Below are 19,397 nucleotides of genomic sequence, written 5' to 3'. Positions count from 1 at the left end.
TCTAAGAATCTGAACTCATTTCATTCATGAGTATTTCGATTACTTCCGGTCTGGAAAATTCCTTTGGAGGCATGATTCCATCCTTCAACATCTTTCTCACTTTCGTTCCACTAAGGTGAATATGATATTCATCCTTATGGGGGCACGTCTTAGAAGTAGCCATCGTAGCACACTTAATGCAATAATAAGCATGTTCGTATTTCAATATTTCAATCTCTATCTCTTCTTTAGTGAACTGATTAAAGATTTCCTGTGCATCGTAGGTTCCATAATAATCCCCAACTCCAGCATGGTCTCTCCCGACAATAAAATGGGTGCAGCCAAAATTTTTTCTTACAATACTGTGAAATAATGCTTCACGTGGACCCGCATACCTCATCGCAGCAGGAAATGTAGACAATATAACCCTCTTTTTTGGATAGTACTCATCAAGTAATACTCTATAGCTTTTCATTCGAATATCTGCAGGAATGTCATCTTGTTTTGTCTCCCCTACCAAGGGGTGGATCAATAGACCATCGACATTCTCAAGCGCTGTTTTTTGAAGGTACTCATGGGCCCTGTGAATAGGGTTCCGTGTTTGAAATGCCACCACTGTTTTCCAACCTAAATCCTTGTAACGCTTCCTAAGCTGATCAGGGGTTTGGAAATCTGCATTGAATATATCCGGGAAGGCTAGGAGCTTAACAGATCCAGCAACATACACATCTGCTTTCTGAAAGGTTTTCTGCACGCCCGGGTGGAGTTTGTCCAATGTTTTAAATACGAAAAGAGCCTCAGCTTCTTTACTATATTCATACATTTCTTCTATTTCCAAAGTGCCGTAGATCACTCCATCTTCTCCTTTAAGAGAAACGGTTTGCCCAATCGATAAAGTTTCCCTCAATCGTTTTGGAACAGGGAGTGTAATAGGCAAACTCCAAACAACACCATTTGCTAACCTCATATCTTTCAGCACTTGTAAATAGTCTTTCTGATTCATGAACCCTTTTAAGGGACTGAAGGCTCCTGTTGAGATGAGGACTAAGTCAGACAACCCCCAAGAATCTAATGTGATAGTGGATAAAGTGGACACGTTGTTTAGTAGTTCATCACGCTCTTTCCCTTTTACAACTTGATTAATGAGTTTACCTCCGTGTGGGGAAATCATATACATTTCTCCTTTCAAATAGAGTGAATTTTATTAGAACGGTTAAGACCAGACATCTGATCTAACGAGTCCATATATTGAAGGGTAAAGTGCAAGCTGACTTGCTTTTACTAGTTTATGTGAAAATGAACCAGAGGAGAGGGCTGTAATACAAAACAAGCATTAGCCTACACCTAAAAGCGTAAGCAGCTTATGACCTCGAGTCTCTAGCCGCTGGAGCAGGATGAACCATAAAAGCAGAAGCGGCTTGAACAGAGGCGACAAGCATATTATTTGAACAGATTCATAATTTATTTCTAGAGTTCATATGATACATAGACTACTTCTAAAGGGTGGTGAGCCTAAAAATGAAATTAAAAATCAACAACCATGATTGGGGAACGATTCCAGCCCATTCCATAGCTGCCATCCAATTTTATTGTGCGGAGAATAATCATCAATTCCATTTGAACGAAGAAGAACAAAGCGTGGAAGTGAAGAGTTCACTCCATGGGAAAAAAATATGGTTATCAGTAAACACACCAAATGCGAGCATAAACAAAGAAATAATTGAAAAAGTGACCAGGGTATTAACGGATCATGGAATTGAGGTTACCAGTAAAAGTGATACTGGAAGGATAAGAGACGGGGATCTATTTATTGATTTAGTGTCGAGTAAGTCAGAGGGGGATAGCAGATTTATTTCTGTCGGATATAATGAAAAGCTAAATTCCATTAATGTTAAAAAAAATCTATCAATATATAAGCATGAACTGAAATTTAAAGGGTATTATTTAATACCTGAGCACCATGCCATTCCGCATCTAAGATGTTCGTTAACGTGTAAAGAGGAAGGTTTTTTGTTAAGAGAAGCTCCCGCCATTCTAACTCAATGTGTGCTTAAAACGCTACTTGGAAATCAGAAGCCCAGTTTACTGGACCTTAATGTTCTCCATCTTTTTGGAACCACTAGTAATCAAACAGGGCAAACTGACACAAATAGTGAGAAGAAGAATTCAAGTGAAAATATCCAGATAGATGATAAAACGTATGATGAGATGAAAATGCGAAAAGCAAATCGGAAAGTCCGTGAAGCTCAGGAAATAAAGCCATATGCGGAAATATATTTTGATTACAATCTAATTCCCAATCGAAAATCAGAACGCTATTCCATTAAAGCTGATTTCTTCATAAAGAATACTGGAAACGTAGACTTAACGAATCCAAAAATCTGCTTTCGGATGGATCCACCTGATAAGATTGAAATTGGAGGACAGATTCTTCCTCCTGAAATGAGCGAAATATTTTCTCTCCAAGGTCAAAACGGTGCACAAGGATGGAAGTATATGGGAAAAGATTGGTTGGAAAAGGCATATTCCACCGGAGAATATTGGATAGAATCCATACAGGATTCAATCATTCCCCCTGGTGAAATAATAGCAGTGGAGGGGTTGCAATTTACGGTTGAAAATCTTGAAGAACAGGAAACTTCAACCATTTTAGGGTTTGTATTATTTGAAGATCAGGAGCTCCAGCTTAGCTCAAATAATAAAATTAAGATAACATTTTAACCAAAAACGATGCCAAGGAATCCCTGTGGCATCGTTTTTTTATTCTTTTTCATCTTCTATAAATTGCTGATCAATCGGTGCAGAAATCTTCGCTACAGAGGGTTTTTGACGTGGGTTAATGATATGAGCCTGACTGCGTCTTTGGCTCTCCATCAGTCTCTTAAGCTCTAATAAATTGTGTGTCAATATGGAATTATAGTCCCGAATAGAGTCGACCTCTGTAATAAAATTCAGAAACCTTTGCTCAACCTGCTTAAACCTTCCCTCTAGCACTTCACTCTGTAGAGAAAAATGATTTTCCTGCTCCTGCTCAACCGCTTCAATTCGTTCATCTTGTTGTTTTGTTCGTTGATCAATGTCGGCAAATTGTGAGGAAAGCCACCACTCATTTTCTTCAAAATGTTTTTGATATTGGCTGATAAAGGTTTTAAGATATTCCATTTTTTGCTTTTCTGCTTCTATTAATTGGTCTTTTGCAAATTGCAATGAATCAAGGGTATGTTTTCTCTCGGATATTAACTCTTCTAACTCCTCGGTTTTGGATATCAGGTTATAAAACATTTCTTTCTTTGTATCTTCAGAATGAGCCAATGCCGAATTTAAGTCCGAAATATGAAGGTTTTTGCTTTGGAGTTCACTCTTTAAGCTGTCTGATTTTCTTAAATGTAGGATGTTTTCCTCCAACAATGCTTGATTTTTACTGAATAGTTCTTGTTGGTTCTTCTTTAATTCAGTTATTTTTTGAGAGAGTTGTCTCAGTTCAAGCCCGTTAGAAAGGAGTTCTTGTTCGAGTTCATTCTTGTTCACTTGTTGCTGCTGTAATAACTCTTCTTTTCCATGCAAAGCGTCATGAAGTGAATGTACTTGACTTTCTACTTTCTCTTTACCTTCTTTAAACAGGTTTCGATCTACAATGAGTTCCCGTTCAACTGTATCGTTCTCTTCTATTCGAAGGAGAGCAAGTTTTAATTCCTCCTGAACCTTTTTAAGTTCGGCCTTATGATACTCATTTTCAGCATACAGATAACTACTTTTCAGACTTCGAATTGTTTTATTCAGGTTCTCTATTTCAGATTTTAAATAAAGGGTTTCTTGGTCAGAAATAGCGTACATCGGTGATAAATTAGCTTCCTCCTTTATTGTAATCTCCTCCTAAAGATTTTTACTCTATTGTATGAACCGATTTGGGTAAATGTTACAAAGGCACCAACGAATTATATATATAATCGCCTCACACAGATGAATTGATTAACACATGACATGAAGTTTCACAGATTAATAGAATTAATACTAGAAATATGTTGAAGCCTACCGACACTCGTCCACTCATTCTGAAAAAATATACATAGATTATAGTAAGTCAATAGAAAAGGAATCTGTACTGTCTTCACTACATTAATAGCCTATTCTGTTGATTAATTTATGATTATCAGGAGTGAAATAGTATGAAAAAGAATACAGGATGCGGGTTTGGACATGATGGGTGCCCTCCACAATCACCAAATGATAAAGCGGAGGCAAGAAGCCTTTTTACTGAAACGTATGTACCAGACTTAAACTTAGAGGAAGTAACTGTTGTTCTAGGTGATGTGTTTCTCCAATCTTTAACAGAAGCAGAGATCTATCTACCAACTTATGCTAGAGCTATTAAAAATATTGAAAAGAACGTCTCATTAACTCAATGTAAAGCAATTCCTGTACCAGGTTTTCCTCAATACGTTAAGCTTTTTGTAGAAGGAATTGTCCACAAGAATATCCAATATGTAGAAGGCTCCTATGGAGTAGTGAAAGACTATAGTGTTGACATTCCTTTTAAAGCGTATGATAGAGTGAGACTGGCTAATGATGTCAATAAACCGTTTGGAATTGACTTCAGTATTAAAGAGAATGTCTTGCAAAGAAGAGAACTTGCTAAAGACGGAATGGGTGCAAACCGTTGCGAATTCGGTTCATTAACATTTGAAATCAATAACGAGCCTATTAATTGTAAACTTCTTGCCTCTGCAGTAAACCAATGGGATATTACTGAAAACTTCGATAATTGGGGACGTTTTAATAAAATCACAGAAAAGATGGACATTAACCTGCTTATTAAATTAACCCAAAAGAAACAACAAATGGCTGGAGATGCTGATACCGGTGAAGGAGAAGAGCAGCAAGGACCTGAAGTAGTCTTCAATCGTTTCAGAAACATCATCCAACGCTAGTGTTAGGTTCAAAATGCCATAGGCAGACCCGTATAGAAAATGCGAATCTGCCTTTACGGCATTTTTCTTATGAGTACAGACTTTATAGAGAATGGAGAGTGAACGCCCAAAAAAGGGGTTCACAAAGAAGTGTACCCCTGAATCCATATACATATCATTGAATCCATTTAACTGTATCGATTTGGACAAATTGTTCTTGTGTTAAATGAAGACATAGTGTTAAACATCCTTGAATTTTTAAAATTGACCTGCCATTTTGCTTCAAAGACTCTTGTTGACAAATAAACTTAAAATCTTGTAGAGAATCTTGGATAGTTTCACAAAAAGAATGATGACTATCATAATGAGTAGTTGTTTCTTGGTTATGTTGAGATAAGAATATATATTCTTTCTGAGAGCTTTTATTGATGTTTGGTGGAACGATCCAACGAATATGGCTGGTTTGATTCCATTCAACTGGTATTTTTACTGAATGTACCGTATTTTCTTTCCCTGGATTTACATATTCAATCGAAGCAACAAGAGTTCCTTTTACAAATAGGGTAGAAGAAGGGATAGGGATATGTGTCTTAAGAGAATGAATTGACCAATGGATTGTCTGAATATGTTCAATCGGAAACGGTAATTCTAGATTCTCAAAGATAATGACTTCAATGCTTAAAGTAGATAATACAACAGGGATCTTTACAGTTAAAGAATGATAGTCAGTTGATTTAGTTCCTATATCCTCTTCTGGACCAGCCTCCTCTGACAAGAGTTCAGTTTCGAAATGCTTTTTTAGAGCCGAAAGATCAGTATCGTTTTGTTCACAGTCATCTGTATGCTCTTGACTTGCATTCATCACTTCCCACTCAGTTGAAATCTTTTTGAGAACAGAGGTCAAGGAGTCTATGGAACGAACGAATTCTGTATATTTATTGTTTATTTGAGTCGCCTTTTTTTCACAATATATAGTTTCTAAAAATTGAGTGAATGGAGACGGATGATTTTCTTCATAATCAAGATCCAGAAAAGAATAGTAATCATCTTCTTTGTATGAAATAGTGGAAAAATCGTTTGATATATAGCTCTGTTCGTTACTGAGTGAATCTATATCATTCTCAATTTCTTGTCCTTGAAGGGGTTCTATTTGTTCAGATGCATTGAAGTCTTCATCTAACTCTTCATTTAACATCATAAATATTTCTTCTCTTATCGACACAGATTCATTTTCATTAGCTGAAGTATCTAATGATATTTCATCATCCATAGATGGCCGGTTACCCCCTTCAATATGATCCGAAGTAGACAGATCGACCTTATACCTCTCAATAGGTATATCCTCCATGAAATTATTAGGAAGCAGTTTTTCATCTTCCTTTCCATCATCCCGTTCGACCATATCATTTAATTCCTCGGCCATGCTTTTATTCTCCTCCAGGCTGATTTCCATATCCATCACTTTTGGAGGGGGGAAGAATGTAGGGTGAGAAAGAAATCCCTCCTGTGGATCCTGAGGAAAGATAATATCTTTAGGTACATTCTTCTCGTTATTTACAATCATTTCACTGGAAGGTTCATTCTTCTGATTGAGATTAAATAGAGAAAATGAATAAGGGGGAAGATTTTTTTTGTGCGTTTCATGTCTGTTTTTTTCTTGTTGATTTTCCTCCATCTTATTTGAGAAATGGTTTTCTAAATCATCAGAGTGATCATTTTTCATAATCATGGTGATTGGTGCGGTTTCGAAATCACACCGAATCCTTTGCCTCCTATCTGTAATGAATACTCATTTTCAGTCGCAATCATCATTTGTGGTGGAGGTTACACGAATTTGTTGGTTTTGAAGGACTTTCACACATATATCTATGACCATTTTTTCTTCGATTGTACGGAAATAGCCTTCTCCAATGGGACCTGTATGAGGGAGTGGACAGCGATCGATCGCTTCATCCCACTCAATGATTTTACTGGATACTAATTCACAGTAAGGTATTTCATTGTAATATTGATGGCTTTCTTGATGGAACTGAGATAAATCATTTGATAGTAATTCATCCTTTTCCGGATATCCAGAAGGTAATGGTTTCGAAATAAAGAAATCAAATTCCTGACGATTATTTACTTCAGGCATCACAGGCATTGATAAGAACTTCTTAATGTCTGTCACACATTGAAAGGGTATATCAACAGTATAAGAGTGAAGGTCTGAAGCGATGGATGCATGGGAACTCTCTTCGATTTCTTTACAAGGGCTTGCGTATTGGATGTTTTTTCGAACAAACCCTTTTACAAATAGTTTATTTGTAGGGAGAAGAAGTCTGCACTGTGTTAATTTTATTGTTTTTTTAATATCTTTAATTTCCAAGACTGCTTCTGGAAAGGTAATCTTCGCATCTACATTTACCTCCAGTGACAGTTCAGCTAGTACGACAGGTACCTTCGTCACTATCTTACCGATACTAACATTCGGATGATGACAATGGCTTTTACATTCATGTAGATTTGACGTTATGTTACATTCAGACACTTTATTGTGGTTATCAAACATAAGGGGCCTCCTAAAGCAAGATAATGCCATCTTATGATTAAGAATGTTACTTGTTTGGGCCAAAGCCTATATGTAAAGGAGTAATTTCAGGAGAACGATTTACAACCGAAGAAGAGAATTGTGTGAGTGATAAGAAAAGGCACCCCTTCTACTGTTATACATACAGTAGAAGGGGTGCTGAGGTACTATGCATTCCCTAATGCATCAAGACGAACCTGCTGTTTTTGTAATACTTTAATAGTAAAGTTAAGGGACATTTTCTCTAGCATATTGTAGAAATACCCTTCACCCACCGGTCCTTCAGATACACGATCTGTTGATTCGTCCCACTCTAGAATGCTGCTGGAAAGCAGTTCACAGTAAGGAAGTTGATTATAGTAATTCGTGCAGTATTGATGGAATTGGGAGATGTCATTTGATAAATATTGATCTTTCTCAGGATAGCCTGTCCCTAAATCTTGAGCTCTAAAGAAGTCGAATTCTTGTCGGCTATTGGTTCTTGGAAGTTGGACTGGAGATTCTAGGGTAATCGTGGTCATACATTTAAATGGAACGCGAACCGTTAATGATTTAATGTTGGAAGATATACATGATCCATCAAATCCTGAACTACCGCATGGTGTAGCGTATTGAATGTTTTTGCGCACGTATCCAGATAGTAACAGAGGAAATTGTGCACCATCCGCACTGAAATCACCATCACTAGTTGGAACAGTCATTAGACGGCATTGAACAATTTCCACTTTCTTTTTTACATCTTTGATTTCCATTACAGGTTCTGGAAATGTGATATGTGCTTCAAGGTTACTGGATACACGATAAATTCCTAAATCTACTGGAACATGGACAGTTCTTTCTCCTGCCGGTGTTAGAATTGGGTCTACAGCTGTGTTGTCGCAGTGATCGAGTGATGCAGACTTATCCACATTCACACAATTTCGATTCTTATTATAATCACTCATTTTTTTTCCTCCTATATAATTTACAATATTTAAACTACACTTTATTGTATGCTGAACGAATCTATTAAGAGTGGTTAAATGAATCAGTATAAGAGTGGAAATTTTCGATGAAAAATCATGATAGTAGAGATAACCCGTTTCCATATATCTTTACTAGATTTAAAAATTATTACTGAGTACGTGCACAGATGTTTTCCACCCCTGCATAGGCTTTAAGGAAGGAGGATGATGTAATGGATAGAAATAATTATGTTGCTGTGGATTTAGGGAACAGCTTTTATAAAGCAATGTTTTCAACAAATGGTGAAATAATGGAATATTCCATGCCCAATGCTATTGCATTATTTGATGAAGAATTTTATGAGAAACCTTACGATGACGAGGACGTTATACTACAAGACAATTTAATTGTGGAAGTAAACAGTTCAGCGTTGCATGAGAAAAGAGATATCTTTTATATAGGTAAATCGGCAGCGAGACAACGTAATGTGAGTTTAACATCCTTTAATAATCAGAAGGTAGAGGAAGATCGGACTTACACCCTCTTATTTGGCATGATGGCCCATCATGCTGTACTGAACAAACCATCTGATACAGATGTATCCTTTGAGATAGATCAATTAGCGGTCTCTCTGCCAACTACTCAATACAAAGAACGGAAAGATACTTTGAAAAGCCGTTTAATTGGGACTCATACCGTGTATCTTCATAAGGTTCCAGGCATGGTACCTCCTAAAGAGATAATCGTTAGACTTCATATTAAAGATGTTATTATCGGTGCAGAAGGAGCTTGTGCTTATCTGGCGTTAACGAGGGATTGGGAAACATTAGGGGTGAAAGATGAATCTCTTTTACAGGATTCTGCCAAAGGAATCCTCATTGGTGATCTAGGGGGGGATTCAGTAGATTTTGTGGGAATCAAAAACAATAAGCCAGTAGCTTCCATCGAAGGTGAGCCATTTGGGATTAACCAGTTTTTAGATCATATCATCCAGAAAGTCAGTAAATATGAGTTATATAGATTCGATTCTAGATCTGAGCTTGAAGAAAAGCTGGTGGCTGGTCAATCGGAGTGGTATGTAGAACCATTCGCTGGTGTGAAAAAGGACATAAGCAAATATATAATACCCCAATTGAAATCATTGGCAATTAAATATCTGGAACATTTCGACCGGGTTAGAAATAGTTCAAATGAAATCAAAGGTGCAGTCAAATACATTGCAGTAGGTGGTGCTGCCAAAATAGCTGAATCTCATATAAGGGAAGCTGCTGTGAAATGGGCAGAAAGAGGACGCCCTATTGAATTATACTTCCCGCAAAATATGGAAAAGTTAAATGTGTCAGGATTAATGATTCTTGCAAAATTGAATCAATTAAAAAACAATCCTGTACATGTCGAATATACAAAAAGCTAAAGGGTGATGGATATGCCTAAGAAATATACAGATTATTTTCAGGATACGATTCTAACGGTCCCTGATAATTTTATTAATGTTAAAACAGGGGAAACAGAAGCCATCACTTCTAAGATTCAAGAGCAGATTGCCTATCATGCAAAGAACAATACGCTGAATCATCTTGTTTTTTCTGCTCTACATGATTACTTACACCACTCTAAACCTGCTCAAATAAATATGGCAACAGATCATGCCATATTTGAAGAATTATTAGAATTAAAAAGATTGTTGCTCCAAAATGGCTATGATTCAACGAAGGGCATGAAAGAAAACAACATCTTGAGTACAAAAAAACAAGATCATACCTCAGTAGGCATGAAAGAAGTTGAAGAGTTACTTGAAGCCTTTGGGGGATAAAAAAAGGTGAACGATTCTTGTTCACCTTTTTTATTTGAATATATTTTGTCTTACAAATGAACGGCTGGTAGGCAAGTGATCGCACAGAAGCAAGATAGATCAACTGTAATACATATCCCAGTTTTCATTAAATCCTTCACACATTTACCGTCTATTTGTTTACAAGGAGAACTGGAAACGCACTTACTTTCATGTTTAGGATGAGAGTCGTTATTATGATGATCAGATTTAAAGGTTAGCAATTCGAGAGTAGCACATTTATGATCGATGTTTTTAATTTTGAAGACGAAGGTTTCAATACATTTGAATGTATTATTTTTTTGACTATGACAATGGTACGTAGTAACACCGGTTCCTTTAAATGGACTACAGCCACAATAGAGGATGAAGGGAATGGTATTTTTTTTGGCCGTCTTTTTATCACATAAAAAATCCTCAATGGATTTTTTGCAGGATGAATCGCAATCATGATCTTTATTCACTTTCTCTTGAGCTTCGAGGATTGCTTTTAACACGTCTTCAACACAATTTTCATAATGCTTGGAAGGTGACTTCTGGCATTTATGATTCTCATATTCCTCATGAAAATATTTGTCCTGGGTAATTGATTTTTGATAATAACTCATATTTTTACACTCCTTTACAATTTACTACTAAATATCATACGCTCAAAAGGGACTATTCGATTGAGCCTCTAGCCTAAAACGATAAAAATAGATTGTTCATTACACAATTAATAGTTTTAGTCTTTATTCATGACTATGGTCTCGAGTAAAATGGGAGTTTTCCAGCTTTGAAAGAAGGATGAAAAAAGGCACATGTCTATGGGAATCTATCATGGTGAAATAACATTAATATCGAAGGTTGAGATGTATACATTTTTCAACACTTAAGCGCCTCTATTGTATGTATCCTTGAAAACCTTTATACTATTATAATGTGCAAGAATGTATATCTTGTTAATTCGGCCGACTTACTATATAGAAGATAAACGGTTTGGTTATAGAGGTAGAAAGGGGATTTTTCATGAACGAAGAACAGCGAAAACAAGGACAACAATCGAAATCTGTATCTCCAGCGGACCAAAAATCCGAAAAGGATTTCAGCAAATACTTTGAAAGTGTCTATATCCCACCTTCGTTAAAAGATGCAAAAAAACGTGGGAAAGAAGAAATTCAATATCATAATGACTTTACAATCGATGATCAATATAGGGGCCTCGGGGAAGGCAAGAAATTCTATATTCGTACGTATGGATGTCAAATGAATGAACATGATACAGAAGTAATGGCAGGGATCTTCATGGCTTTGGGCTATGAAGCGACGAATTCAACTGATGATGCCGACGTAATCCTATTAAATACATGTGCCATTCGTGAAAATGCTGAAAATAAAGTATTCGGTGAACTAGGTCACCTGAAGCATTTAAAGCGAGAAAAGCCAGAACTTTTGATTGGGGTATGCGGTTGTATGTCTCAGGAAGAATCCGTTGTCAACAAAATCTTGAAAACCTATCAACAAGTTGACATGATCTTTGGAACTCATAATATTCACCGTCTTCCAAAAATCCTTTCTGATGCATATATGTCTAAAGCTATGGTGGTAGAGGTTTGGTCGAAAGAAGGGGATGTTATTGAGAACCTTCCTAAAGTCAGACGCGGAAACATTAAAGCGTGGGTCAATATTATGTACGGCTGTGATAAGTTCTGTACATACTGTATCGTACCATACACACGGGGGAAAGAACGGAGCCGCCGTCCTGAAGAAATCATTCAGGAAGTCCGTCACTTGGCAGCCCAAGGGTACCAGGAAATCACTCTGCTCGGGCAGAATGTGAATGCGTATGGTAAAGACATAGAAGAGCTCAACTATGGATTAGGGGACCTAATGGATGATCTCCGAAAAGTAGATATTCCACGTATTCGATTCACAACGAGTCACCCAAGAGATTTCGATGATCATTTAATCGAAGTCCTGGCTCAAAAAGGGAATCTTGTGGAGCATATACATTTACCCGTTCAATCTGGTTCGACAGATGTTCTAAAGATCATGGCTCGTAAATATACCCGAGAGCAGTTCTTGGAATTAGTCGGTAAGATTAAATCAGCCATGCCGGATGTGGCTCTTACAACAGATATTATCGTTGGATATCCTAATGAAACGGATGAGCAATTTGAAGAAACAATTTCTTTATATCGTGAGGTTGGATTTGAATCGGCTTTCACATATATTTACTCTCCTCGGGAAGGTACGCCTGCTGCGAAGATGAATGATAATGTACCGATGGAAGTGAAAAAAGAACGTCTTCAACGATTGAATGCAGTCGTGAAAGAATATTCTGCTGAAGCCATGAAGAACTATACTGGTCAGGTTGTTGAGGTTTTAGTAGATGGAGAAAGTAAGAAGAATCCTGAAATATTAGCCGGCTATACTCGACGCAGTAAGCTTGTTAACTTTAAAGCACCGAAATCAGCCATTGGCAAAATAGTGAAAGTAAAGATCATAGACGCCAAGTCTTGGTCATTGGATGGGGAAATGGTCGAGGAAGGCCAGATTGGAACAGAATTTCAAGAAGCGGTAGAGGTGAATTAATATGGCAAAGTACACAAAAGACGATATTATGAAGCGGGCCGAAGAGCTTGCGACGATGATTGCTGAAACAGAGGAAGTGGATTTCTTTAAACGTGCTGAATCACAGATTCATGAAAACCAAAAGGTGCGGGAAATGATCGCCAGTATTAAGAGCTTGCAAAAACAAGCAGTGAACTTTCAGCACTATGGGAAAATTGAAGCATTAAAAATGGTTGAAGCTAAAATTGAAAACCTTGAAAAGGAAATCGATGAAATTCCGGTTGTTCAACAGTTTAAGGAATCTCAAACAGATGTGAATGATTTACTGCAAATTGTTGCGTCTGTTATTTCAAATAACGTGACAGATCATATCATCGAAACAACTGGTGGAGACCTTCTCCGTGGAGAAACAGGGTCTAACGTAAAAAATTCAACACCTGGAAGTTGCTCGTAATTTCAAGGAACGTCGTTTCAACAACCGGACACTGCATTCATATTTAAATTTTCAAAACGATCTTTGCTAAAAGGAATATCCTTTTAGCAAAGATCGTTTTTTTTGTTGGATTTGTTCTTTTTTGTAAATCTCCCCCTTTTTGCTAAATGCGATTCCTTTTATAGGAAGAGATTTTAGATTGCAGTTTAGACAAAAACCTTCCTGATTCTTGTTTCCCCCTTTTTCTAGGTTAGAGGACCGTGCATCCCGGAACATTCAATGGTGATTCGCATACAATACATTATCTCGCAACAATCCCATTATGTAATTAATTTTACTCGCACAAACACCTAGATAGTCGCATAAGATGAATTGAAAATGAATGAGGAGGTTCGCTCGAATGGCAGAATATAGAGAGATTATTACTAAAGCGGTCGTAGCGAAGGGACGCAAATTTACACAGTCTCATCATACGATTTGCCCGCCGCATAATCCATCGAGCATTTTAGGCTGCTGGATAATTAATCACCAGTATGAAGCACACAAAGTAGGCAAGAAGGTTGAAGTACACGGTTCATACGATATCAACGTATGGTACTCCCACAGTGACAACACTAAGACATCTGTTGTAACCGAAAGAGTAGAATATACAGACTGCATTAAGTTAAAATACCGTGATCCTGATTGTTTAGATGACATTGAAGTATGTGCTCGAGTATTACAACAGCCTAATTGCTGCGAAGCGGTAATATCACCAAACGGTAACAAAATCATTGTTCACGTGGAACGTGAATTCCTAGTGGAAGTTATCGGAGAAACAAAAGTTTGTGTCCTTGTTAATCCAGAGGGTTGTGACGATGAAGACTGGGATTGCGACTTAGATGATGAAGAGTTTGAAGAGTTAGATCCAGACTTCTTAGAAGGCGACGAAGAATAACATTTACTAGGAAGACGGCCTCTTCCTAGATTTTCTTCTTAGCTGAAGGCAATCCATCGTTTATAACGAAATACTAAATGATCCAGCGGGCATCTCTTTTTAGATGCTCTTTTTTTCATGAGAAACGTTTCTCGAAGCAATTAATTCAGTAAGCAGGAGTTTGCATCTTAATTTTGTAAAATCGTTTATTCCCACTTGAAGATAGACCAACTGCAGCCTCCGCTTTTCCTACTTTCCCGCAGAACCTCCTCACCATCTAAAGCACACACTTATTGACAGAGTCATGGCGTATTCCATATTAGAAAGCAACAATTTTTGCGAAAAATATAATACAACCGAATATAGAGGTGAACGGAAACGCGCTATATTATTGTATGTTAAAATAAAATAGAGATAGTTAATATACACCCTGTAATGAAAGGATTTTTGATATGAAAAAGATTTTGGTCCTGGCAGAAAAACCATCTGTCGGTAGAGATATTGCAAGAGTGCTGCAGTGCACGAGAAAAGGAAATGGATACTTGGAAGGGAATGACTATATCGTTACATGGGCTCTCGGTCACTTGGTGACATTGGCAGAACCTGAAAGCTATGATGAACGTTATAAAACTTGGAATCTGGAGGATTTACCTATGCTTCCAGCCTCACTTAATCTTGTTGTCATCAAGAAAACCGGTAAGCAGTATAGCTCAGTCAAAGCGCAAATGAACCGGCCAGATGTCAAAGAAATTGTCATTGCAACGGATGCAGGTCGTGAAGGTGAGCTTGTAGCACGATGGATCATCGATAAAGCTCGGGTAAATAAACCGTTAAAACGACTGTGGATATCATCTGTCACTGATATGGCCATAAAGAACGGATTCAATAATCTGAAAGATGCCATAAACTACGAAAACCTATATGCTGCTGCACAAGCAAGATCTGAAGCTGATTGGTATGTAGGGATGAATGCAACAAGAGCGCTTACGACCAAGCACAATGCCCAATTATCATGTGGGCGTGTTCAAACCCCGACTTTAAGCATCATTGCACAGAGGGAAGAAGAAATAAAGTCCTTTACCCCACAGCCCTATTATGGTGTACAAGCGGCAACTGAAAGTGGACCGTTTATTTGGTCAAATTCTAAAACCAACGATACGAAAACATTCTCTAAAGAAGAAATTGTCCATGTCATGGAATCATTGAAAGATAACAAGCAAATCACGATTCAATCGGTAAAAAAAGCACTGAAGAAAACTTATGCTCCTTCGCTTTATAATTTAACAGAACTACAAAGGGACGCCCATAAAATTTTCGGATTTTCTGCTAAAGAAACCCTATCAATCATGCAAAAATTATACGAACAGCATAAACTGGTAACCTACCCGAGAACAGATAGTAAGCATCTATCAAGCGATATGGTCTCAACATTGAAAGACAGATTGAATGCAGTGAATGTCCAACCTTACCGTAAAATGGCTCATCGAGCATTGCAGGAATCACAACAACTTTCAAAGGCATATGTGGATGATCAAAAAGTGACAGATCATCATGCGATTATTCCAACTGAGGAAACACCATCCCTTCAACGGTTACAAGATAGGGAAAGAAAAATCTATGATTTGATTGTCAAACGATTCTTAGCCGTATTCTTTCCACCATACTTATATGAACAAACGACTGTAGAAGCATCAATAGGGTCACAAACATTTCAGACCAAAGGTAAACGAATAGTAGAAATCGGATGGAAAGAAGTCTATGACTTTGATTCAGAGAAAGATCAACTTTTAACCAAAATGGAGAAAGGAGATACCTACCCTGTTCTGTCGATGCAACAGTCGGAAGGACAGACAAATCCTCCTAGCCGATTTAATGAAGGGACCTTATTATCTGCAATGGAAAATCCCAGGAAGTTTATGAAGGAAAGCAATAAAGAGCTCCTCAATACCATACATGAGGCAGGTGGGCTCGGTACTGTCGCCACTAGAGCGGATATTATTGAAAAGCTTTTCAACTCAGGTGTGATTGAACCAAAGGGCAAAGACATCCATATCACTTCAAAAGGAAAACAATTGTTGGATTTGGCACCGCTGGAATTGCAGTCCCCTACACTCACTGCAGAGTGGGAGCAAAAGCTTGAAAAAATTGAAAACGGTTCTCTTAAAAAACATGAATTCTTAAGAGAAATCAAGGATTATACCCGGAAATCTGTAAGCGAAATTAAGAGTTCACTAAAAAAATTCTCCCATGACAATGTGACTGGCACAAAATGCCCGGATTGTGGCAACTTAATGCTGGAAATAAAAAATAAACATGGGAAAAAATTGGTGTGTAAAGATCGTGAATGCGGACATCGGAAACAGATTAGCAAGAAAACGAACGCACGTTGTCCAAATTGCCATAAGCGCCTTGAGTTAAGAGGAGAAGGTGAAGGGCAAACATTCACCTGTGTATGTGGACATAGAGAAAAACTCTCGACATTCAACGAACGAAAAAAGAAAGAAAAGAATAGTAAAGCAACAAAGCGGGATGTAAACAAGTATTTGAATACACAGCAAAAGGATGAACCAGTCAATACTGCATTAGCGGATGCTTTAGCCAAATTAAAGCTAGACCAATAATATTCATAGGGATGACTAACTATTTTCAGAGTCATCCCTATCTTTTTTTGTTAATAATTGGTAGAATATTTGTAATTATGTGAAAAAGAGGTGGAATACTTGACATCGATTACAATGGAAGAGTTCTTTAAAGCAATTGAATTAGGTGATATTGCGAGGGTCGAGCAATCATTAAAAAATGACACAAATCTTTGTAACGGAGAAAATGAACATGGTTTAACAGCGTTGGGAGTGGCTGCCCATTATGGTCACTTAGATATTGTCGAGCTACTATTAAATTTTGGTGCGGATATCAATTCCGTTTCAAATTCAAAGGTCTCCTACATTCCTTCTAACACAGCTTTACATGCTGGTATAGCCGGAAATGCCTCAAAAGAGCTGGTGAAGTTTCTTCTGGATCAAGGAGCGAAGGTGGACCAACCGGACTCATCTGGTCATACAGCTTTACATATAGCTGCTTTCGATGGAAGTGCTGACATTGTGACTTTGTTACTAGCTTATGGCGACGGCCAAGAAATGTATACAGATAGTGAACATCGTACTCCTTTAGAGATTGCCAAGGAAAGGGACAATAAAGAATTTCTAAAAGCACACGAAGATTTCTCTAATGGTAAAGCCCAGTAAAGTATGATCTTTTTATCGCATCTCTTAAATAGGGATGCTTTTTTACTTTTATTTTCTAAACAGAAAGATTTTTCAGAAAATATAATTAGATAATAATATATAAATCCATAATATAAAGTGTGCGCTTTCATTATTGATGGCAAGGGATATTCGAAAAAGAGTGCCTTTTATAAAATCTGAAAAATAAATGTCTTTAGAAAATTCTGTTGTTTTTTGTCGTTTAACGTATTAGAATTAACCGTAATTTCATTTACATTGAAGGGAGGACATCGTGATGCTTACATTTCTTGCATCCATCTGTATTCTTGTAGCTGGTTATTTCGTATATTCAAAGGTGGTAGAAAAGATTTTCGGGATTGATGATTCCAATGTGACACCAGCTTATACAAAAAAAGACGGAATGGACTATATGCCCATGAGCTGGTGGAAAGCAAGCTTGGTTCAACTATTGAACATTGCTGGGCTAGGACCGATCTTTGGTGCAATACTAGGTGCTTTATATGGCCCGGTAGCCTTTTTGTGGATTGTGATCGGTACTCTATTTGCTGGAGCGGTTCATGATTATTTTTCAGGTATGCTCTCTCTAAGGCATAATGGAGCACAGTTTCCTACCATCGTTGGACAGTACTTGGGGAAACATGTTCAAACGCTCATGAACATTTTATCGATAGTATTAATGATTCTAGTAGCTGCGGCGTTTACGTCTGGGCCTGCTCAATTAATGGCAGAAGTGACACCGCTAAACTTTATGACGTGCCTATTCCTTATTTTTATATATTTTCTCGTAGCGACAGTACTCCCCATTAATAAGATAATAGGGAAGGTTTATCCATTCTTCGGAGCCATCCTTATCTTTATGGCTGTAGCGATTGGAGTGGGGTTATTCTTCTTTGAGAATCCAATTCCCAATTTAACATTTGAAAACCTTCACCCAAATGAATTGCCATTATGGCCATTACTGATGGTTACAGTATCATGTGGAGCAATCTCTGGATTCCATTCAACTCAAAGCCCGATTTTAGCAAGAACGTTAAAGCGAGAAAGTGAAGGCCGTAAAGTATTCTATGGTGCGATGGTAGCAGAAGGGATTATCGCACTTATATGGGCTGCAGCAGGTATGGCCTTCTTTAATGGGACAGGTGGCCTGCAAGAAGCTCTGGCTGCGGGAGGACCTGCAGGTGTGGTTAATGAAATAAGCAAGACAACATTAGGGTCACTAGGTGGTGTCCTTGCCATACTTGGAGTGATTATTCTTCCAATCACAACTGGAGATACGGCGATGAGATCCTCTCGAATGATGCTTGCAGATTTGCTCAATTCAATGCGCAAAAGAGAAATCGAAGGTAAATGGGTGCCGATAGTTCTCGTTGTACCTGTGGCAGTGCCTACATTTCTATTAACACAAATAAACTATACCTTTCTGTGGAGATACGTTGGTTGGTCCAATCAGGTAGTTGCAACCGTTATGCTATGGACCGCTGCCATCTATTTATTGCAAAAGGCAAAGTTCCACTGGATATGCAGTCTCCCTGCATTATTTATGACAGGAGTTGTTAGTTCCTATATATTTTATGCCCCTGAAGGCTTTGGATTTTCCTATTCAAAGGCTATGATGATGGGATCAATTATTTGGTTCGCAGTATTCATTTGGTTTGTTGTTCAATTAGTGAAATATAGACCGAACAGACAAAGAGTTCTGGAAATGAAATCAATACGTTCATAAAGTTATTTTTATGAAACAGCCTTTTCAATAGAGAAGGCTGTTTTTTTTAGGGATATTTAACTACAGTTTAATAATTTCTTGAGAAATATAAGTTAAATAAGCTGAAAAAATGTATTTGTCGAATTAAAAACTGAATTTTTAAATAATTTATCAAATATTTCTACAAATTTCGCAAGATAAGTATGCTACCTTATGTGAAACGAATAAGTTTTAGACATGGATATACATAGTGACAAAAGAAGAGGCGAGTTCGTGTTACAAAATGTATAGTGCTTTTCAAAATGATGAGGGTTAAA

General features: G+C 37.5%; 16 protein-coding genes. 10 read left to right on the top strand and 6 right to left on the bottom strand.

Annotation, left to right across the window (positions count from 1 at the left end; genetic code table 11):
• Position 1: 1 nt before the first annotated feature.
• The gene (gene sat / locus FGG79_RS06150; protein ID WP_138776843.1) at positions 2-1,156 is read right to left on the bottom strand and encodes a sulfate adenylyltransferase; all 1,155 of its coding nucleotides are present in this window, start codon (positions 1,154-1,156) and stop codon (positions 2-4) included.
• Positions 1,157-1,497: 341 nt separating this feature from the next.
• Between sat and FGG79_RS06145 the strand changes: the two genes are divergently transcribed.
• Positions 1,498-2,700, top strand: coding sequence for a hypothetical protein (locus FGG79_RS06145; protein ID WP_138776842.1), 1,203 nt, complete (start codon positions 1,498-1,500; stop codon positions 2,698-2,700).
• Positions 2,701-2,739: 39 nt separating this feature from the next.
• Here FGG79_RS06145 and FGG79_RS06140 read toward each other — a convergent pair whose 3' ends face one another.
• Positions 2,740-3,813: a coiled-coil domain-containing protein gene (locus FGG79_RS06140; RefSeq protein WP_138776841.1), complete on the bottom strand. Its 1,074-nt coding sequence runs from the start codon at positions 3,811-3,813 to the stop codon at positions 2,740-2,742.
• A 332-nt stretch (positions 3,814-4,145) separates the two neighbouring features.
• Between FGG79_RS06140 and FGG79_RS06135 the strand changes: the two genes are divergently transcribed.
• A complete protein-coding gene (locus tag FGG79_RS06135) occupies positions 4,146-4,907 on the top strand; it encodes a CsxC family protein (protein WP_205688802.1) in 762 nt (253 codons plus the stop codon).
• A 154-nt stretch (positions 4,908-5,061) separates the two neighbouring features.
• Here the strand turns inward: FGG79_RS06135 and FGG79_RS06130 are convergent, their stop codons facing one another.
• From FGG79_RS06130 to FGG79_RS06120, 3 genes are all read right to left on the bottom strand, one after another.
• Positions 5,062-6,309, bottom strand: coding sequence for a hypothetical protein (locus tag FGG79_RS06130; RefSeq protein WP_138776840.1), 1,248 nt, complete (start codon positions 6,307-6,309; stop codon positions 5,062-5,064).
• A gap of 372 nt (positions 6,310-6,681) precedes the next feature.
• Positions 6,682-7,437, bottom strand: coding sequence for a CsxC family protein (locus FGG79_RS06125; protein ID WP_138776839.1), 756 nt, complete (start codon positions 7,435-7,437; stop codon positions 6,682-6,684).
• Between the two features lie 185 nt (positions 7,438-7,622).
• Positions 7,623-8,399, bottom strand: a complete 777-nt coding sequence (locus FGG79_RS06120) for a CsxC family protein (protein ID WP_138776838.1) — start codon at positions 8,397-8,399, stop codon at positions 7,623-7,625.
• Positions 8,400-8,632: 233 nt separating this feature from the next.
• Here FGG79_RS06120 and FGG79_RS06115 point away from each other — a divergent pair, with 233 nt between their 5' ends.
• Both FGG79_RS06115 and FGG79_RS06110 read left to right on the top strand, forming a co-directional pair.
• Entirely contained in the window at positions 8,633-9,814 is a 1,182-nt protein-coding gene (locus FGG79_RS06115) for a ParM/StbA family protein (RefSeq protein WP_138776837.1), read from the top strand.
• Between the two features lie 12 nt (positions 9,815-9,826).
• Positions 9,827-10,213, top strand: coding sequence for a hypothetical protein (locus FGG79_RS06110; protein WP_138776836.1), 387 nt, complete (start codon positions 9,827-9,829; stop codon positions 10,211-10,213).
• 50 nt (positions 10,214-10,263) lie between these two features.
• Here the strand turns inward: FGG79_RS06110 and FGG79_RS06105 are convergent, their stop codons facing one another.
• Positions 10,264-10,839 carry a CotY/CotZ family spore coat protein gene (locus FGG79_RS06105; protein WP_138776835.1) on the bottom strand — a complete coding sequence of 192 codons (576 nt, stop codon included), beginning with the start codon at positions 10,837-10,839 and terminating at the stop codon, positions 10,264-10,266.
• A gap of 400 nt (positions 10,840-11,239) precedes the next feature.
• Between FGG79_RS06105 and miaB the strand changes: the two genes are divergently transcribed.
• The 6 genes from miaB to FGG79_RS06075 all read left to right on the top strand — a co-directional run bounded on the left by miaB (position 11,240) and on the right by FGG79_RS06075 (position 19,101).
• Entirely contained in the window at positions 11,240-12,805 is a 1,566-nt protein-coding gene (gene miaB, locus FGG79_RS06100) for a tRNA (N6-isopentenyl adenosine(37)-C2)-methylthiotransferase MiaB (RefSeq protein ID WP_138776834.1), read from the top strand.
• A gap of 1 nt (position 12,806) precedes the next feature.
• Complete coding sequence (locus FGG79_RS06095; protein ID WP_138776833.1) at positions 12,807-13,238, top strand: YlbF/YmcA family competence regulator; 432 nt, start codon at positions 12,807-12,809, stop codon at positions 13,236-13,238.
• Between the two features lie 379 nt (positions 13,239-13,617).
• Positions 13,618-14,154: an outer spore coat protein CotE gene (locus tag FGG79_RS06090; RefSeq protein ID WP_138777630.1), complete on the top strand. Its 537-nt coding sequence runs from the start codon at positions 13,618-13,620 to the stop codon at positions 14,152-14,154.
• 431 nt (positions 14,155-14,585) lie between these two features.
• Positions 14,586-16,754 (top strand): DNA topoisomerase III, encoded by a 2,169-nt coding sequence (locus FGG79_RS06085; RefSeq protein ID WP_138776832.1) that lies wholly within the window; start codon positions 14,586-14,588, stop codon positions 16,752-16,754.
• 99 nt (positions 16,755-16,853) lie between these two features.
• Positions 16,854-17,378 (top strand): ankyrin repeat domain-containing protein, encoded by a 525-nt coding sequence (locus FGG79_RS06080; RefSeq protein WP_138776831.1) that lies wholly within the window; start codon positions 16,854-16,856, stop codon positions 17,376-17,378.
• A 274-nt stretch (positions 17,379-17,652) separates the two neighbouring features.
• A complete protein-coding gene (locus tag FGG79_RS06075) occupies positions 17,653-19,101 on the top strand; it encodes a carbon starvation CstA family protein (RefSeq protein WP_138776830.1) in 1,449 nt (482 codons plus the stop codon).
• Positions 19,102-19,397 lie beyond the last annotated feature (296 nt).

Source organism: Bacillus sp. BHET2, from assembly GCF_005938125.1.
In the GTDB taxonomy this organism is placed as follows: Bacteria; Bacillota; Bacilli; order Bacillales; family Bacillaceae_B; genus Rossellomorea.
This window is presented reverse-complemented; position numbering and strand designations above follow the sequence as displayed.

What these genes read in the sequence shown, in the direction of transcription:
- sat (WP_138776843.1), bottom strand. Translation starts at nt 1,156, where the DNA reads ATGTATATGATTTCCCCACACGGAGGTAAACTCATTAATCAAGTTGTA.
- FGG79_RS06145 (WP_138776842.1), top strand. Translation starts at nt 1,498, where the DNA reads ATGAAATTAAAAATCAACAACCATGATTGGGGAACGATTCCAGCCCAT.
- FGG79_RS06125 (WP_138776839.1), bottom strand. Translation starts at nt 7,437, where the DNA reads ATGTTTGATAACCACAATAAAGTGTCTGAATGTAACATAACGTCAAAT.
- FGG79_RS06075 (WP_138776830.1), top strand. Translation starts at nt 17,653, where the DNA reads ATGCTTACATTTCTTGCATCCATCTGTATTCTTGTAGCTGGTTATTTC.
- FGG79_RS06105 (WP_138776835.1), bottom strand. Translation starts at nt 10,839, where the DNA reads ATGAGTTATTATCAAAAATCAATTACCCAGGACAAATATTTTCATGAG.
- miaB (WP_138776834.1), top strand. Translation starts at nt 11,240, where the DNA reads ATGAACGAAGAACAGCGAAAACAAGGACAACAATCGAAATCTGTATCT.
- FGG79_RS06095 (WP_138776833.1), top strand. Translation starts at nt 12,807, where the DNA reads ATGGCAAAGTACACAAAAGACGATATTATGAAGCGGGCCGAAGAGCTT.
- FGG79_RS06115 (WP_138776837.1), top strand. Translation starts at nt 8,633, where the DNA reads ATGGATAGAAATAATTATGTTGCTGTGGATTTAGGGAACAGCTTTTAT.
- FGG79_RS06120 (WP_138776838.1), bottom strand. Translation starts at nt 8,399, where the DNA reads ATGAGTGATTATAATAAGAATCGAAATTGTGTGAATGTGGATAAGTCT.
- FGG79_RS06130 (WP_138776840.1), bottom strand. Translation starts at nt 6,309, where the DNA reads ATGGCCGAGGAATTAAATGATATGGTCGAACGGGATGATGGAAAGGAA.
- FGG79_RS06135 (WP_205688802.1), top strand. Translation starts at nt 4,146, where the DNA reads ATGAAAAAGAATACAGGATGCGGGTTTGGACATGATGGGTGCCCTCCA.
- FGG79_RS06140 (WP_138776841.1), bottom strand. Translation starts at nt 3,813, where the DNA reads ATGTACGCTATTTCTGACCAAGAAACCCTTTATTTAAAATCTGAAATA.
- FGG79_RS06110 (WP_138776836.1), top strand. Translation starts at nt 9,827, where the DNA reads ATGCCTAAGAAATATACAGATTATTTTCAGGATACGATTCTAACGGTC.
- FGG79_RS06085 (WP_138776832.1), top strand. Translation starts at nt 14,586, where the DNA reads ATGAAAAAGATTTTGGTCCTGGCAGAAAAACCATCTGTCGGTAGAGAT.
- FGG79_RS06090 (WP_138777630.1), top strand. Translation starts at nt 13,618, where the DNA reads ATGGCAGAATATAGAGAGATTATTACTAAAGCGGTCGTAGCGAAGGGA.